Source organism: Paenibacillus sp. JNUCC32, from assembly GCF_014863545.1.
Classification (GTDB): Bacteria; Bacillota; Bacilli; order Paenibacillales; family Paenibacillaceae; genus Paenibacillus_AQ; species Paenibacillus_AQ lautus_A.
Genome location: NZ_CP062260.1, coordinates 5,871,255 through 5,887,333 on the forward strand (window position 1 = coordinate 5,871,255; position 16,079 = coordinate 5,887,333).

The following is a 16,079-nucleotide window of genomic DNA, read 5'->3' on the forward strand; positions in this document are numbered from 1 at the left end:
AGGGCCCTTTTCCTTCGATTCGCCGAACAAAGAGCAAAAGCATGTGACATTGTTGTCACATGCCGGTAATGCTTACGAAATCATTCCGTTTCGGAAAGATCAAGGTAAAGGTTGTGCCGATGCCCGGCTTTGATTCTACCTGGATCCGGATCATCAAGGCCTCGGCTACTTTTTTCGTCAGATAGAGCCCCATGCCGGTTGCGGCACTATCCTGATGCGAGGTGGTGGACGTGAAGCCTTTATCGAAAATCCGGGGCATGTCCTTCGGATCAATGCCGCGTCCGGCATCCCGAATGATGAGTCTGACATGGTCGGCCACGAGATCGCTCTCGATGCTAATGTCCGAAGCGGAGCTGTATTTGACCGCGTTGGTCAACAGCTGGCGGATGATAAAGCCCAGCCATTTGGCGTCGCTCAGCACTTCCGCTGCCTGCAGGGAAACGTCAAAGCCGATGCCCTTTTGCATGCACCAGGTTTTGAGCCCGCGGATCTCCTGAAAGATGATCGGCTCGAGGGCGGACACCTCGATCAGAAGATCGTTCTGAATAAAAGGGATGCGCTTCTGGTGCAGCTGCTGGTCAAGCAGCAGGTGAATGCGGAGCCATTCATACTGGAGCTGCGCTTTCAACGTTTCGTCTTCCATGCGTTCGATCATCAATTGCATCGTGGTGAGCGGCGTCTTCACTTCATGAATCCAGGATAACAGCTCGTCCTTCTCCCCTTGCATCTCCATCAGGCGCATGGAGGATTCCTTCTTGAAACGCTCGGTCTGCAGGGAGAGCATGTCCATGGCAATCGCCTCAAAGGGGTGCTCCGGCTCGCTGATGGCGGCTAAGTCGTAGGTGTCGTCCCATGCCTGGAGACTTTTGTAGAACTTGGTTTCCCGGTTGTATCTGACGAACAGAAACACCAGGAAGAACAGCGTCGACAGAAACACGATATAGAGGATGGGCAGGAACGGGATTTGGGCGTCCACCGCGGCTATAAACAGAAGCATCACCTGCAAGAACACGAATAACAGAATCCAGCTTAGCCGTTCCCGGATATAGGCCATCATCATGCGTGGGCCTCTTCCGTGGCGATGTAACCTTGTCCCACCTTGGTTTCGATGTAAGGGTCAAGTCCCAAGGGCTCCAGCTTCTTGCGAAGACGATTCACGTTGACCGTTAACGTATTATCGCTGACAAAATGCTCGTTGTCCCAAAGGCTCTTGATCAGGTCCTCCCGGCTGACGATCTGGTTCTTCCGCTCCATGAGGATCTTCAGAATGAACATTTCATTCTTTGTCAGTTCAGCGGTGCCCTGAGGGCTGCTTATCGTATTTTTGCCGAATTCGACGGTGGCTCCGCGCCAGGTTCTCAGCTCGGTCCGCTCGGTGTTGTAATTGTATACCCGGCGCAGGGTGGCCTGGATTTTGGCAATCAGGACATCGAAGTGAAACGGCTTCTGAATGAAATCGTCGGCGCCCAGCTGCATCGACATCACCATATCGGTGGGATGATCCCGGGAGGACAGGAATATAATCGGGACGTTGGAGTGGGAACGAATCATTCGGCACCAATGGAACCCGTCAAATTTCGGCAGCTGGATATCGATAATGACCAGGTCGGGCTGAATCGCCGTGAACTCCTGGAGTACGGCGCTGAAATCGCGGACGCCATAAACGTCATACGACCATTGCGAGAGACGCTCCTGCACTTCATGGAACAGGGTCACGTCGTCTTCGATCAGCATAATTTTAAACAAGAGATTCACCACGCTTTAAAAGGTTGTTCAAACCGCACTTCATGAATGTGCGCTGTTCCGTCATGATTTTCATTCCCCAGTGTATAGCAAAAAGTCGATATATGCTATCTTGAGGCGCCTTCCCATGTGCATACATGACGAGGCTTAAATACCTATTTACAAACATTTCCTACCTTCCCATAATAGAAATGAGCCTATGACCTGGGAGGGGACGAATATCAAAATGTATAAGAAGTTCAAATGGTTGACCTTACTCATTGCAGCCGTGTTGGTCGTTATGACAGGATGTCAGGCCGTCGGGGGACTGGATATCAACAAGGCGATGCTGACCAGTCTTGATGTGAAATCCAGCGAATCCAGCGCAAGTATTCGATTCGAGGTGGTGCCTGCGGACAAGGCCCTATCGTCTGAAGATAAAGAAGCGATTGATCTTATTAATTCCTTATCCTTGAATATCGACCATGCCATCGTGGAGGATAGCAATACGGTGTCCATTCAAGGCAGCGTTCATTATTCGGACAAGAAGATTCCGCTTCATCTGTCCATGGATGCCAAGGGAATGGCGATTCAATTGGACGGCGCCAAGCAGCCGTTCTATCTGTCGATGGATACAACCGTTCCGGGAATGCCGGACACCAGCCAGTATGAGCAGGCGATTCAAGATGTCGTGAAGAAGGCGGCAGGACTTGTGCTGAAGCATTTCCCGAACCCGTCCAAAGTTTCGGTGAAGCCGGTCCAGGAGAAGGTGAACGGAGAGAGCTTGAACCTGACGCATCTTCAGATGGAGCTTACGGGCGAAGAGATTTTGAACATGGTTAAGCCTTTCGCCGAAAGCCTGCTTAAAGACGAAGCCGGCTTGAAGCAGGTAATCGGTGATGGTTATGACGCCATTTATCCGATGATAACCAGCATCGGCGAGGCATACGGCGAAGACGTTGAACTCCTGCCGCAGGAATCCAAGGAAGAGGTCGTCGCGTCGCTCTACGAGATGGTGCATGGCGCACTGACCGAATTTACGGAGAACTACGATGAACAGAAGGAGCAGTTATTGGAGGAGCTTCCGGGATCCGAAACCGTCTTCGGCAAGGATACGATCCTCAAACTGGACTATTACTTCGACGAGCAGCTGAATACGCGCAAGAATGCGCTGGAGCTGACCGTCGCGCTTCCGGCATCCGAGGACCTGCCATTAAAGTCCTTCAAGGTGTATTCCGAAGGTGAGGTCTGGAATATCGGCGGCGCAGTGAAAGCCAATAAGGTCGACACGTCCAAAGGCGTGCTGGACGTCCTGAATGAATCCGTGACGCCGGGTCAAGTGCTGCGGAACTTCGAGAAGGATTCCCTCATCTACAACGTGTTGAAGGATGATCTGAAGATCACCCAAAAGTCGATGTATTTGAATATCTCGAACGAGGATTTTGGATACGGCGCCATCAAGAAGAACCATCAGAGCTTCGTTCCGCTCCGTTACCTGGCAGATCAACTGGATGCCGAAGTGAAGTGGACCAAAGGCTCGAATAAAATTATAGTCATCAATGATTTGACGGGAGAAGAAATCGTGGTGACCGTAGGCTCCAAAAAAGCCAGCGTTGGCGGTAAAAGCGTGACGCTGCCGGAAGCGCCATTCGTTCATAGCAACGGATCTACCTACGTTCCGCTCCGGTTTATGGCCGAAGCGCTCGGCGCAACGCTTCATCTCGAGGGCGATGGCTGGATTTCGGTCGAACGCGATTAACGGTTTTTATATCGATAACGGGGTCGGCAACGCCGGTGCCTGTTATGAAAGAATGCAAGTTGAAGTATATATAACGGGGCTGTTTCCCGTCATCCCCGGATGACGGGAAACAGCCTTTTTGTTGTTACCCTCCTTCATCGCGCTAACTGTACCGGTACAGTTAGCGTTATTTCAAATCGTAACGAAGTCTTTCCTGCCGTAAGATAAGTAACAAATGCACCGGCCCTCTAGGTTAGACATAAAAAAGAGAAGATGAAGGAGATACACAATCATGAATATACCGCATACAAGCCGTGCCTATGCCGCCGCTTTGGGATATACGGCCATCATTGGTTTTTCGTTTATGTTCGTAAAGCTGGCGCTGGTCCATGCTAACCCGCTGGATACGCTGGCGCATCGGTTTACCATTTCGTTCTTAGCCGCATCGCTGGGGCTCCTCATCGCCCGCAGAAAGGTCCCGATGGATCTGAAACGGCTGCTGACCATCGTGCCGCTGGCCATATTCTATCCGTTCCTGTTCTTTACGCTGCAAACCTTCGGGTTAGTCTATACCAGTTCGGCCGAGGCCGGAATTATCCACGCTACCGTACCGATCTTTACGCTGATCTTGGCGTCGCTGTTCTTGAAGGAGCGCTCCAGCTGGGCACAAAAGCTGTTTACCGTATTGTCGGTGACAGGGATCATCTCCATCTTTGTGTTAAAAGGCGTGTCCTTCGAGCAATCGAGCACGCTCGGAATTGTGCTGATTCTGCTCTCTGCGCTATCCAATGCCGTTTACAGCGTGATGGCCCGCAGGATGACGCAGAAGCAGTCGGTACTGGATATCACCTTCATCATGTCGATGATCGGATTCGTGCTGTTTAACCTGATGTCGGTCGCTCAGCATGCGGCGCAAGGGACGCTCGTCCATTATTTTGACCCGTTTATGCACTCATCCTTCGTGTGGGCGGTTCTTTATCTCGGCGTCTTGTCCTCCCTGGGAACATCGCTCCTGTCCAACTATGCCTTGTCCCAGATCGAGGCGTCCCGGATGGGCATCTTTAACAATCTGGCTACCGTGGTCACGATTTTTGGAGGCGTCGCCTTCTTGAATGAAAAGCTGGCTTACTATCATGTCATCGGAGCAGCGCTCGTCATTGTCGGCGTGATCGGGACCAGCCTTGCAGGAAGAGCCGGGAACGCTAAGAAACAGCTGGCCCGGAACGAATCCAAGCCTGCTTAAAATATCTCTTCCGAATAAGTGTAAGCGAAGGATCATCAGGACCTCTAGAGCACCACTGTTGTCAAACCCCAAAGAAATGGGCTTGAGATATTAGGCAATACCTAATAAAATTAGGTGTGAGCTAATATTTTGATGAACGGGAGGGTGACCCTTTGCTCGAATGGATGTTACGTAACGTGATGGCAGAGAGAGGGATATGGTCGGGAGCGGCTTTGGCGCGGCTGATGAAAGAGAAGGCGGATTACAGCCTGTCGGCTGCTTCCATTAGCGCATTGCTGACGAACCAGCCCAGGCAGATGAAGGCAGAGACGTTAGATGCCCTTTGCACAACCTTAGAGTGTACTCCAAGTGACTTATGGGTGCATACACCTCCTTCCAAAACTAAGGGGGCTTAAGTGAATGACGGTAAAACCTATTGTGCCATTCGGCGATCCCATCCTGCGCAAGGTGGCCCGGCCGGTCGATTCCGTGAATGCCAGAGTATTAAAGATACTGGATGATATGGTCGAGACGCTGTACGACAGCGATGGGCGCGCCGGCCTTGCAGCACCGCAAATCGGCATTTTGCGAAGGCTTATTGTCATGGACTGCGGAGAAGGGCTGATCGAACTGATTAATCCTGAAATCGTGGAGATGAACGGGGAACAAATGGGCCCTGAAGCGTGCCTCTCCTATCCGGGCTACTACGGATACGTGAAGAGATCCGACAAAGTGACGGTGAAGACATTGAACCGGCAAGGCGAGACGGTAATCCTGAAAGGCGAGGATTACCTGGCCAGATGCATGCAGCATGAGATTGATCACCTGAACGGCATTTTGTTTGTGGACCATGTTCGGGATGGATGGTTGTATCATGAGGAGACGCATCGACGCATCGAGCTGCTGCCCGTCATTGGTTTATCCAATACAGGCTCATAGGTCCATAGAGACCAAGGGCGAAATGAATAGAACAGCCGGATCTGATGTCCGGCTGTTTTTTATTGGTTATGGCTGAGAATGTTGATGCTTGACGGAATAGGAAAGCCGTGATATTATTATCTTAAATTAAAGATGTTTTAAATCGAAATAATAAATGAATCAGATTCGACACACACTTTACAATATAAGAGACGGAGGCGTTTAACTATGAACGGATTAAAAGGAATTCACCACGTAACAGCCATTACGAGCAGTGCCGAGAAGAACTACGAGTTCTTCACCTATGTGCTGGGCATGCGGCTCGTGAAGAAGACGGTTAACCAGGACGATATTCAGACATACCATCTGTTCTTTGCGGATGACAAGGGCAGTGCAGGCACGGATATGACCTTCTTCGACTTCCCGGGTATTCCGAAGGGCAGACACGGTACGGACGAGATCTACAAAACCTCGTTCCGTGTTCCTAACGATGCGGCGCTGGAATATTGGGTCAAGCGATTTGATCGGATGGACGTGAAGCATCAAGGCATTCAAGAGTTATTCGGCAAAAAAACGCTCGCTTTTGTTGATTTCGACGATCAGCAATATCAACTCATCTCCGACGAGAACAATGAAGGCGTGGCTTCGGGAACGCCTTGGCAGAAGGGGCCGATTCCCTTGGAGCATGCGATTACAGGACTTGGCCCGGTCTTTGTGCGGGTGTCCAATTTCGATCATTTCAAAGAAGTGATGGAGAAGGTGCTTCAGTTTAAGGAAATCGGCAAGGAAGGCTCGCTTCATCTGTTTGAGGTTGGTGAAGGCGGCAACGGCGCGCAGGTGGTTGTCGAGTACAACGCCGTGCTCCCACGGGCCCAGCAGGGCTTCGGTACCGTTCACCACGCGGCCTTCCGGGTAGAGGACCGTTCGGTGCTGGAGCACTGGATCAAGCGTCTGGACGACTTCCAATTCCATACGTCGGGCTTTGTCGACCGCTATTTCTTCCAGTCCCTGTACGCACGCGTCGCGCCGCAAATTCTGTTCGAGTTTGCCACCGACGGTCCGGGCTTCATGGGGGATGAGCCGTATGAAACGCTGGGCGAAAAATTGTCCCTGCCTCCATTCCTGGAGCCGAAGCGCGAGCAGATCGAGAGCATGGTTCGCCCGATCGATACGGTGCGCAGCACGAAGGAATTCGTGAAGGAATGATGCAATGAATCTCAAGAAGCAATCCGCTTGTTCGTGACAAGGGCGGATTGCTTTTTTTGTGCCACCGAAATAACGGATCTTACGGTCATTCCCATGTATCCGAACCGAATGGATGGTCCACGATGTACAGCCAGCTTCCATCGGGCTGTTGTCTCACGATCTCGGAGGTATGTCCTTGCAGCACCAGCGGTTGGCCATCCGGGTCGGTCGTTTGCAGGGTGAACCGAGCGCGCAGCATAGCGATATTTTCAAACGGGATACAGTATACATTGGTGGAGACCATGGCGCCTTTGAGCCGCAGCAGTTCCTCCAACGTATGGCGGAAGGAATGGATTCCGATTTCCAGGCTTCCGTTTCGGTGGACATGAACGCCGTTCGGTTCATACAGTGCCAGCAGTTGATCGATATCCCCGCTATTATACGCGTCTGCAAAAGCTGCATTCATATCTTCCGGCCTCCGGACTGGTTTTGAAGGATTTGATGGTTTCATTGTATCTCCTCTTTCTGTAAGATGATAATCAATAGCCTATCTGAAAAAGAAAGCCATGGTAAGTACGCAGAATATGGTGACCTAGTCATCTATTCATGACCAAGGGAGTTGAGGAATAGCAATATGCCCTATCAGGATGGGAGTTTCGGGTGTCCGGCTGAAGTCGGCCTGCACATGATTAGCGGAAAGTGGAAGCCTCGAATACTATATGAGCTGTTTCAGGAAACCCGCCGTTTCGGTGAGCTACACCGGAGAATACCTGAAGTATCACGTCACGTGCTGACCTTGCAATTACGGGAGTTGGAGGAGAACGGCATTGTGAAGCGGACGGTGTTTCATGAGCTGCCTCCCAAGGTGGAGTATTCGATAACGATGTTTGGCCGACAGTTTGAAGCGGTGCTCGAGCAGATGGTCATTCTGGGCCAGCAGTATATCGGATCTCAACAAGATTCTAAGGGGAAATAACAAACGATAGCTTTGATCGGATGAGTACCCGATGCAGCACGCGTTCAGCGATTAAGTACATCAATTCTGGTTTAAATACAAATACTGTATGGGAAAACGATGACTTATTTGCTGAGGTGGGGCTTGTGAAAGGAAGTTTACTGAAGAATATCGTGTTTTCGGTATCAGCTGTCATTATTGCCGTGTTGGCTATTCTGGGGGCCGTCAAGCCCGGGGCTTTCGGTGAAGTGGCAGGGTATCTGTACAGATTTACGACGAATACGTTCGGCTGGTTCTATATGCTCTCGATCTTTGCGATTATCATATTTCTGATCTGGGTTGCGGCCAGCAAATACGGCACCATTCGCCTTGGCGGAGATAAGGAGAAGCCCGAGTACCCGTTCTTCACCTGGATCGGCATGCTGTTCTCCGCAGGATTTGGTGTCGGGCTGGTGTTTTGGGGCGTGGCCGAACCCATGAGCCATTTTTTTAAGACGCCCTTCGGAGGCGTCGAAGCACAAGGCGTCGAAGCGGCACGCGTGGCTATGGGCTATTCCTTTTTTCACTGGGGGATAAGTCAATGGTCCGTGTTTGCCCTAGTCGGGCTTGTGATTGCGTTTCTACAGTTCCGTAAGCAGAAGGATGGGCTGGTGTCTACCGCGCTGGAGCCTGTTACCGGTTCAAAGCGCAGCGTCAAGAATGTGATTGATATCCTGGCGGTCATTGCAACAGTCATGGGTATCGCTACTTCGATCGGACTTGGCGTTCTGCAAATGAGCGGCGGGTTGAATACCATTATGGGAATTAACAATGGCGTAGGGCTGCAGTTATTGATGCTGGGGATTATTTTTGTCGCTTACATGATCTCGTCGACGACGGGATTGGACAAGGGGATTAAATACTTAAGCAACCTGAACCTCGGGATGGCGCTAGCCTTTTTATTGTTTGTGTTTATCTGCGGACCCTCCGTATTCATCTTGGAGACGTTCACATTAGCGCTTGGCGACTACATTACGAATTTCGTTTCGTACAGTTTAAGGCTCCAACCCTATGCGGAAGGCACATGGGTACGGGAATGGACGATATTCTACTGGGCGTGGGCCATTGCTTGGTCGCCGTATGTGGGAGCCTTCGTGGCGAGGGTATCCAAGGGGAGAACGGTTCGCGAATTCATTGTGGGCGTGATGGTTGTACCGCCGGTCATTGCCTGTCTCTGGATCGCCGTGTTCGGCGGAACGGCCATCTGGTTTGACCTGCACGAGAACACCGGGATAGCGGCAGCCGTTAACGCGGATGTCACGTCGGCGCTGTTCCAATTGTTCAACCAATTGCCTTTCGCTTCCGTCATGAACGTGCTGGCGATTATACTTATACTGACGTTCCTGGTAACGTCCGCGGATTCGGCAACGTATATATTAGCCAGCATGACCACTTATGGCAGCTTGAACCCTCCCCAAACGGCAAAAATCGTGTGGGGCACGCTGATGGCAGCCATTGCCGGCGTCCTGCTGTATGCAGGTGGCCTTGAAGCCTTACAGACCGCTTCGCTGATTGCGGCTTTGCCGTTCACCGTACTGCTGCTTCTGATGATCGTTGCGGTAGTGAAACTGCTGAGCCGAGAGCCGCTTCCGATTCGCAAAGCCGATCTGAAACGGTTTCGCCGTCTCGAAGAGGCAGCAAACCGTGGGAAGAAGTGAGACAAGCGCGAGGTACAGCAAAGTTCAGAAGAATTGGATTCAAGAGGGCACTCATGCGGTGTCCTCTTTATTTTTATGAAAATGAGCCCGGATATGACAGCAGCCATAACCAAACCCATATAACACAGAATCGAAAAAGCCCCCATCACACCCGCGGGCGTGCAATGAGAGCTTTGGAAGTTCGGCATAAAGTATCCGTAAATCCATGTTGACCCGAGTGCAAGCAGATCGCCCGCGTTGGAGGATAACACAATCTCACGCGCGGCGAATTGGCGGGTACCTCAAGAGGGGCCGTTCTCGGACTCATATGTAATGGTTCCGGGATTGCCGCAAGCGCTAGGAATGAACAGCAGTACGATAAACGGGGTGAGCAGCTTCTTCGTAGTTGTCGTTATGCTCCGCCGTTTTGAGTATGTCCTCTTTTTCCCCTTTTAATAAATTGTAAGTGATGCAGATCGGCTTCGCCGTGCGCGGATCGCGGCCGATCTCTGCGTCGATATGGAATACTTTCTTTAATACTTCGTGCGAAATGACGGATTCCGGATCGCCGGCCTGAATGATATCTCCATCCTTCATTGCGATAATGTAATCCGCGAATCGGGCAGCCTGGTTCAAATCGTGCAGAACCATGACGATGGTCCGCTCTTGTTCGATATTGAGCCTCTCGAGCAGTTCCAGAATCTCCAGCTGATGCGCCATGTCCAGGTACGTGGTCGGCTCGTCGAGGAAGATCATTTCGGTCTCCTGCGCGAGTGCCATCGCAATCCATACCCGCTGGCGCTGTCCGCCGGACAGGGCATCCACCGAACGGTATTTATAATCCTGGGTGCCGGTAACCTCGAGTGCCCAGTCGATGACGTCCATATCCTGCTTGGTCAAGCGGCCAAAACCGCGCTGATGGGGATAGCGCCCGTAGGATACCAGTTCGCCAACCGTCAATCCGCCCGGTCCTTCCGGAGTCTGGGGCAGAATGGCCAGCTTCTTCGCCAGAAGCTTGGTGTTCATCTTGGCGATTTCTTCCCCGTCCAGAATGGCTGCACCGGATTGATAAGGAATGATGCGGGTAACAGCCTTCAAAAGAGTGGATTTGCCGCAGCCATTAGGCCCAATGATGGTCGTGATTCTTTTATCGGGAATATCTACGTTAAGACGATTCAATATCAGATTCTCGCCATAACCGACGCTTATTCGATCTGTACTTAGGCGAATCATCATTTCACCTCCAGAGTAGTTAGCTATCAAACGATAATGATTCTCAATTTCATCCATAAATATAATGTGAGGCCGCACCGTTGTCAATAAATATCTTAATGGAAATTTCAAATAATATTCATGTTTAAGCCGAAAAATACCCATATATAGTTCAGTGGAATATTACAGGCCTACATCTAGGCGAAATTGTGACAAAATGAATTTTTTCTAAATGTTTGATTGTAAAAAGGGCAAAGGCAACGTATACTAATTGATAATGATAATCATTTACGTTACAAGGTGATCACAAACAGCCTTTTAATTTATAGACCGGGAGTGAAACGCATGAGTGGGAATGAGATATTTGATGTAACGGTTATTGGCGGAGGACCAGCGGGATTGTATTCCGCTTTTTATAGTGGACTGCGTGGCATGAAAACCAAGATAATAGAATATCAGCCCATGCTTGGCGGAAAGGTTCACGTGTATCCGGAGAAAATGATATGGGACGTCGGCGGATTGACGCCGATTCCGGGCGCGAAGCTGATCGAGCAAATGGTTCAGCAAGGCCTGACGTTCAATCCCGAAGTGCTGTTAAACGAGAAGGTTGAATCGATCGCCCGCAATGAGGAAGGACTGTTCGAATTACATACCGCGAATTCCGGCGTGCATCTGTCCAAGACGGTCATCGTGGCGGTCGGCGGAGGCATCTTGAATCCGCAGAAGCTGGAGATTGAAGGCGCCGAGCGGTTCGAGGTGTCGAACCTGAACTACACCGTGAAGTCCCTGCAGCATTTCAAGGGCAAAACCGTCATTGTGTCCGGCGGAGGGAATTCAGCCGTAGATTGGGCGAACGAGCTGGAGCCTGTGGCGAAGAAGGTCTACCTGGCCTATCGCAAGGACGAATTGTCAGGCCATGAAGCCCAGGTCGAGCAGCTGATGAACAGTAAGGCGACCTGCCATCTTAATACATCGATCACGAAGCTCATTGCTTCGGATAATCATGAGGTGATTGAGCGGGTAGAATTGACCAATAATGCCACAGGGGAAGTTTCCTATTTAGCGGTAGACGAGGTCATCATTAACCATGGCTATGAACGGGATATGTCGCTGCTGGAGAACAGCAACCTTGATATTCACCGGGTGGATGACTACTATATCGCGGGCAACGCAAGCTGTAATTCTTCCATACCGGGACTGTATGCTGCCGGCGACATCCTGCATTTTGACGGGAAGCTGCACCTGATTGCGGGCGCCTTCCAGGATGCCGCGAACGCGGTGAACAGCGCGAAGCAGTTCATTGAGCCGGATGCCAGGAAGTACGCGATGGTCTCTTCGCATAACGAGGTATTCAAGGAGCGCAATCGCGAATTAGTGAAGCAATTGATCAATTAGAACACGGGCATGTGTATACATGCATCTAACGATAGAAGAGAAGCGAGGGAATCCCCGCTTCTCTTTTTTGCGTGCCCTTATTGTTTTTGGGTAATCCCTGAAGTGATCAACGGGCCGTAGTTGATCAGCTGCGTCATCATGATGCCCATCTCTCTTGCGGACTTGTTCATCCCGGACTCGATCCAGTGTATGACCAAGCCGATATTGGCGGAGATCATATACGCGATCAGGTAATCGCTCGGAATGATCTGATTCCCGCCTGTGGGCATTCTGAACGCATGCTTGGCAAACATATGCTCCTTCATGAACTCCCTGAATTGCCGAACGAAGGAAATGTCCCCATTCGGGCCGACAATAGCCTTGAAGAAGTCGGCATGCCGGACGAGCTCCTCGAATATTTGTTCTGACGCCGGATAAGGCTCTCCCTTTTCCGCATAGTCCCTGGAATCCCTGGGATCGATATGAACCACGATGTTCTCAATCTTTTGAAGCACCTCTTCTTTGATCTTATCCAGCATATCCGGCACATCCCGATAATGCAGGTAGAAGGTACCACGGTTGATATTGGCGCGATTGGCGATATCGGTCACGGTAATGGCATCTATCCGTTTCTCCTCCATAAGTTCAAACAGGGTTTGCCGCAACAGCTGATTGGTCCGGATTTGCCGGCGATCCGTCTTTTTTGTCAAGGAATTCCCCCCAGTACGAATGTGAAGACTTAATCAACAGAAGGCTCGTACACTGATGAGTAATGAACACTCCGCTGAAAGCTGATGATTGAACAAATCACTCCCTTCATTATAATTAACGCTGTGATCATTAATCAACAGTCTGTTCATTAACGAGGAGTGGTGGATATGGGGTTCTTAAGACAAAAAATGCTATGGATCGGCGCATTGGCTGTCCTTCTGGTGCTGGCCATCTTCGGCGTAGCCATGATGGGGTCGATCGCGGGAGCGAAGCCGAAGTCGCTTCCCGTTGCGCTTGTCGCCTTGGATCAGCCGGTTGAGTTGCCAAGCGGCGAAACCCTCGCTGTCGGTGACATGATGAAAGGAATGCTGCAGGCAAACTCGCAGCTGCCCATTCATTGGGAGATCGTGAATTCGGAAGCGGAAGCGCGGGAAGGGCTCGACAGCCAGAAGTATTACGGCGCCCTTGTGCTGCCTGAGGACTTAAGCGCCGGCATCTTGTCGCTGCAGTCGCCTGCTCCGAAGCCCGCTGTGGTGCAGGTGCTGGCGAATGAGGGGATGAGCACGCAGGCATCCACTGCGGTGAGACAGATGCTGGGGCAAGCGATGAAAATGGCGGGAGCGGAGCTCTCCAAGCAGGCGTTGACCATGATCGGCTCGCAGACGGATATGCTGCCGGTCACAACCGCGCAGGCTCTGCTCATCCCGTTCGAGGTTCATGAGGAAGTCGTTCATCCTGTAGGTGCGAACCACGCAAGCGGCAATGCGCCGGGAATGCTGATACAGATTCTATGGATCGGCTGCCTGATCCTTAGCGTGTTCCTGTTCCAGGCGCTGCAGAAAGCAGTGAATGACGGCAGCAGCAGGGGAATCGCGATTGTGCTGCAAGGCGCTGCCGGTTTGCTGCTGGCGGGTCTGGTCTCCGGTTTTCTGGTATGGATGGCTTCCTCCTGGTATGGCATGGAGCTTGCGAACGGAGGCAGCGTATGGCTGATGCTGTGGCTGGCCGGGTCGGCATTTTTCCTTCTTCAGTCGACCTTGTTGAACTGGATCGGGCTACCGGCCATGGGCATCTTGGTGCTCCTGATGTTCTTCTCGATGCCGCTTCTCAATATGGCGCCGGAGTTTCTGCCGCAGGCGACGCAGGATTGGCTGTACTCCTGGACGCCGCTGCGTTTTGCCGCTTCCGCTCTCCGGGATGTGATGTATTTTGACGGGTACGCGCCATCTTCTTCGCATTCCGCGGTAATGTGGTTCATAGCCGGAGGTTTTCTTGTTCTGCTGCTGGCCTCGACATTCAAAAAAGGGAGTCATTCAGACCCAAGAAAATCGATGGCCGCTTCTTAATAGAATAGGTTGGCGACTAAGCAGTGCGGGGTTTATCCCTGCACTGCTTTTTATAGTTTGCTCAAGCCGACCGGTTCATGTGGAAGGGATCATGGCCAAAGTCGCAGCATCAGGACGTTGCTCCCTTTATTCAAGTGAATAAAATACTATCGTTCTTCAAGATGACAGCCTGTATAATCCTGAATAAGGGAGTGTGAGCGTAAGTTGAAGATTAAAGTGATCATAGCGGACGATAATTCGTTTATCAGGGAAGGTATGAAAATAATTCTGACTACGTTTGATGAGTTCGACGTCGTGGCGACCGTTGAAGATGGCCAGGAAGCGGTGGCCTATTGCGAAGCGCATGAAGTGGATGTGGCGCTGATGGACGTCCGGATGCCGAATCTGAACGGCGTTGAGGCCGCGAAGCAGCTCACGGAGCGTACCAGGACCAAGACGCTGATCTTAACGACCTTTGACGACGATGAATACATTACCGATGCGATCCTGAACGGTGCCAAGGGTTATCTGCTAAAGAATAACGATCCGGAACGGATTCGCGATGCAATCAAAACCGTGTACCACGGCCATCATGTGCTGCAGGACGTCGTATTGGATAAAATCAAATCCGGGCTGTCTCCCGGAAAGCCTGACAAGGAAGATAAGGCAGACAAGTTCGACCGAGGTTTATTCACCGAAAGGGAACTGGATATTATGGCGCTTATCGCCAAAGGGCTGGCCAACAAGGAAATCTCGAAGAAGCTATTTATTTCCGAAGGCACGATTGCCAATCACATCACTTCGGTTCTCAGCAAGACAGGTCTTGAGCATCGAACCCAGATTGCGATTTTTTATCTGACGGGGGAAGTGAATAAGTGAGCGAACGCCGAAATTATGCCGAACTGTGGGTCATCGGGTTCAAAAGCATACTGTTCCTGTATGTGATCAGCCAGTCGTATGCCTCTGATCTTGCGATAACGTCATGGTATATATTGGTCATGCTTCTCTACCTGTCCGTGAATGTATCCGTCTATATTTTCAAGAGTCGCAATACACAGCCATACTTCATGGTACTTGCTATTCTTGTTGTCGTGGCGTCCTCATTCTACATCCATCCGATGTTCTTCGTACTGCTCCCTGCGAATCTGTATGAGCTGTTGTCTTTATATCTTCGCAGGAGCTGGATGATCCTGATCCCCCTGCTGGTTCCAGCGCTTATGGTGCCTCACGAGCTTGCCATGACCTATGTCTTTATATCCGTTCTATCCTATATTTATCTCACGATGCTGAGGACTTTTATAAGCCGAGTCACATCCTATCAGGAGCAGAGCGAGCAGATGCATCGTGAACTGGATCGGTTGACCCAGCGGCTGAGCGAAAATAATGAGTACATCCGGCAGTTTGAATATATGTTCAAGCTGGAAGAGCGAAATCGGCTGTCCCAGGAAATTCATGACAAGATCGGGCATTCCATGACGGGAGCGCTGATTCAGATGGAAGCGGCCAAGCGCTTGATGACATCGAATCCGGACAAATCCGCCGAGCTGCTGCAAAATGCCATATCCATCTCCAAAGAAGGCATTGAGAGCATCAGGCTGGTTCTAAAGAACGTAAAGCCTCCGACGGAGCAGCTCGGCATCAACCGAATGCGTTTGTTTCTGGAGGAGTTCTCCGCCCAGCACTCGATCAAGACCGTACTAACGCATGAGGGCAATATGGATGTGATTACGCCGCTTCAGTGGAAAATCATTCAGGATAACACCCAGGAAGCGTTAACCAATACGATGAAGTATGCGAATGCAACGGCAGTCTCGTTACATATCGAAGTTCTGGGCACCATGATCAAGGCGAAGGTCAGCGACAACGGCAAGGGCATGCAGAAGGTAATCAAGGGCCTTGGGATCATAGGCATGGAGGAACGCGCCGCGGTCGTGAATGGAACCGTGATCGTGGATGGCTCGAGCGGTTTCTCGGTGACCACTCTAATTCCTTATAGCTAAAGCTGGTAAGCGCATTTGGCGGGTTAGGGATATCGGGTCAA

Annotated in this window: 16 protein-coding genes; 11 read left to right on the plus strand and 5 right to left on the minus strand. The window is 51.1% G+C overall.

What is annotated here, in order from left to right; genetic code table 11:
- Positions 1-55 precede the first annotated feature (55 nt).
- Together JNUCC32_RS25960 and JNUCC32_RS25965 are read right to left on the minus strand one after the other, a co-directional pair.
- Positions 56-1,060, minus strand: coding sequence for a sensor histidine kinase (locus JNUCC32_RS25960; protein WP_192570250.1), 1,005 nt, complete (start codon positions 1,058-1,060; stop codon positions 56-58).
- Complete coding sequence (locus JNUCC32_RS25965; protein WP_096775675.1) at positions 1,057-1,746, minus strand: response regulator transcription factor; 690 nt, start codon at positions 1,744-1,746, stop codon at positions 1,057-1,059. The genes JNUCC32_RS25960 and JNUCC32_RS25965 overlap by 4 nt, the downstream gene beginning before the upstream one ends.
- Before the next feature lie 223 nt (positions 1,747-1,969).
- Here JNUCC32_RS25965 and JNUCC32_RS25970 point away from each other — a divergent pair, with 223 nt between their 5' ends.
- From JNUCC32_RS25970 to JNUCC32_RS25990, 5 genes are all read left to right on the plus strand, one after another.
- Positions 1,970-3,481: a copper amine oxidase N-terminal domain-containing protein gene (locus JNUCC32_RS25970; RefSeq protein WP_228468826.1), complete on the plus strand. Its 1,512-nt coding sequence runs from the start codon at positions 1,970-1,972 to the stop codon at positions 3,479-3,481.
- 277 nt (positions 3,482-3,758) lie between these two features.
- Complete coding sequence (locus tag JNUCC32_RS25975) at positions 3,759-4,703, plus strand: DMT family transporter (RefSeq protein ID WP_176502503.1); 945 nt, start codon at positions 3,759-3,761, stop codon at positions 4,701-4,703.
- Between the two features lie 152 nt (positions 4,704-4,855).
- The gene (locus tag JNUCC32_RS25980) at positions 4,856-5,098 is read left to right on the plus strand and encodes a helix-turn-helix domain-containing protein (RefSeq protein ID WP_036659432.1); all 243 of its coding nucleotides are present in this window, start codon (positions 4,856-4,858) and stop codon (positions 5,096-5,098) included.
- Positions 5,099-5,102: 4 nt separating this feature from the next.
- Positions 5,103-5,621: a peptide deformylase gene (gene def / locus JNUCC32_RS25985; RefSeq protein WP_192570252.1), complete on the plus strand. Its 519-nt coding sequence runs from the start codon at positions 5,103-5,105 to the stop codon at positions 5,619-5,621.
- Between the two features lie 207 nt (positions 5,622-5,828).
- Positions 5,829-6,806, plus strand: coding sequence for a ring-cleaving dioxygenase (locus tag JNUCC32_RS25990; RefSeq protein ID WP_090909696.1), 978 nt, complete (start codon positions 5,829-5,831; stop codon positions 6,804-6,806).
- Positions 6,807-6,891: 85 nt separating this feature from the next.
- On the opposite strand, the gene JNUCC32_RS25995 is transcribed toward JNUCC32_RS25990, so the two are convergent.
- Entirely contained in the window at positions 6,892-7,251 is a 360-nt protein-coding gene (locus JNUCC32_RS25995; protein ID WP_267132920.1) for a YybH family protein, read from the minus strand.
- A 168-nt stretch (positions 7,252-7,419) separates the two neighbouring features.
- Between JNUCC32_RS25995 and JNUCC32_RS26000 the strand changes: the two genes are divergently transcribed.
- Together JNUCC32_RS26000 and JNUCC32_RS26005 are read left to right on the plus strand one after the other, a co-directional pair.
- Positions 7,420-7,761, plus strand: a complete 342-nt coding sequence (locus JNUCC32_RS26000; RefSeq protein ID WP_192570254.1) for a winged helix-turn-helix transcriptional regulator — start codon at positions 7,420-7,422, stop codon at positions 7,759-7,761.
- 125 nt (positions 7,762-7,886) lie between these two features.
- Entirely contained in the window at positions 7,887-9,437 is a 1,551-nt protein-coding gene (locus JNUCC32_RS26005; RefSeq protein ID WP_096775681.1) for a BCCT family transporter, read from the plus strand.
- Between the two features lie 336 nt (positions 9,438-9,773).
- Here the strand turns inward: JNUCC32_RS26005 and JNUCC32_RS26010 are convergent, their stop codons facing one another.
- Positions 9,774-10,649: an ABC transporter ATP-binding protein gene (locus tag JNUCC32_RS26010; protein ID WP_192572728.1), complete on the minus strand. Its 876-nt coding sequence runs from the start codon at positions 10,647-10,649 to the stop codon at positions 9,774-9,776.
- Between the two features lie 324 nt (positions 10,650-10,973).
- Between JNUCC32_RS26010 and JNUCC32_RS26015 the strand changes: the two genes are divergently transcribed.
- Positions 10,974-12,023, plus strand: coding sequence for an NAD(P)/FAD-dependent oxidoreductase (locus tag JNUCC32_RS26015; protein WP_096775683.1), 1,050 nt, complete (start codon positions 10,974-10,976; stop codon positions 12,021-12,023).
- Between the two features lie 77 nt (positions 12,024-12,100).
- Here the strand turns inward: JNUCC32_RS26015 and JNUCC32_RS26020 are convergent, their stop codons facing one another.
- The gene (locus JNUCC32_RS26020; protein ID WP_096775684.1) at positions 12,101-12,712 is read right to left on the minus strand and encodes a TetR/AcrR family transcriptional regulator; all 612 of its coding nucleotides are present in this window, start codon (positions 12,710-12,712) and stop codon (positions 12,101-12,103) included.
- A 168-nt stretch (positions 12,713-12,880) separates the two neighbouring features.
- Here JNUCC32_RS26020 and JNUCC32_RS26025 point away from each other — a divergent pair, with 168 nt between their 5' ends.
- The 3 genes from JNUCC32_RS26025 to JNUCC32_RS26035 all read left to right on the plus strand — a co-directional run bounded on the left by JNUCC32_RS26025 (position 12,881) and on the right by JNUCC32_RS26035 (position 16,038).
- Positions 12,881-14,059, plus strand: coding sequence for a YhgE/Pip domain-containing protein (locus tag JNUCC32_RS26025; RefSeq protein WP_192570255.1), 1,179 nt, complete (start codon positions 12,881-12,883; stop codon positions 14,057-14,059).
- Positions 14,060-14,263: 204 nt separating this feature from the next.
- Positions 14,264-14,917, plus strand: a complete 654-nt coding sequence (locus JNUCC32_RS26030; protein WP_192570256.1) for a response regulator transcription factor — start codon at positions 14,264-14,266, stop codon at positions 14,915-14,917.
- Positions 14,914-16,038 (plus strand): sensor histidine kinase, encoded by a 1,125-nt coding sequence (locus tag JNUCC32_RS26035; RefSeq protein ID WP_192570257.1) that lies wholly within the window; start codon positions 14,914-14,916, stop codon positions 16,036-16,038. Before JNUCC32_RS26030 ends, JNUCC32_RS26035 begins: the two co-directional genes overlap by 4 nt.
- Positions 16,039-16,079 lie beyond the last annotated feature (41 nt).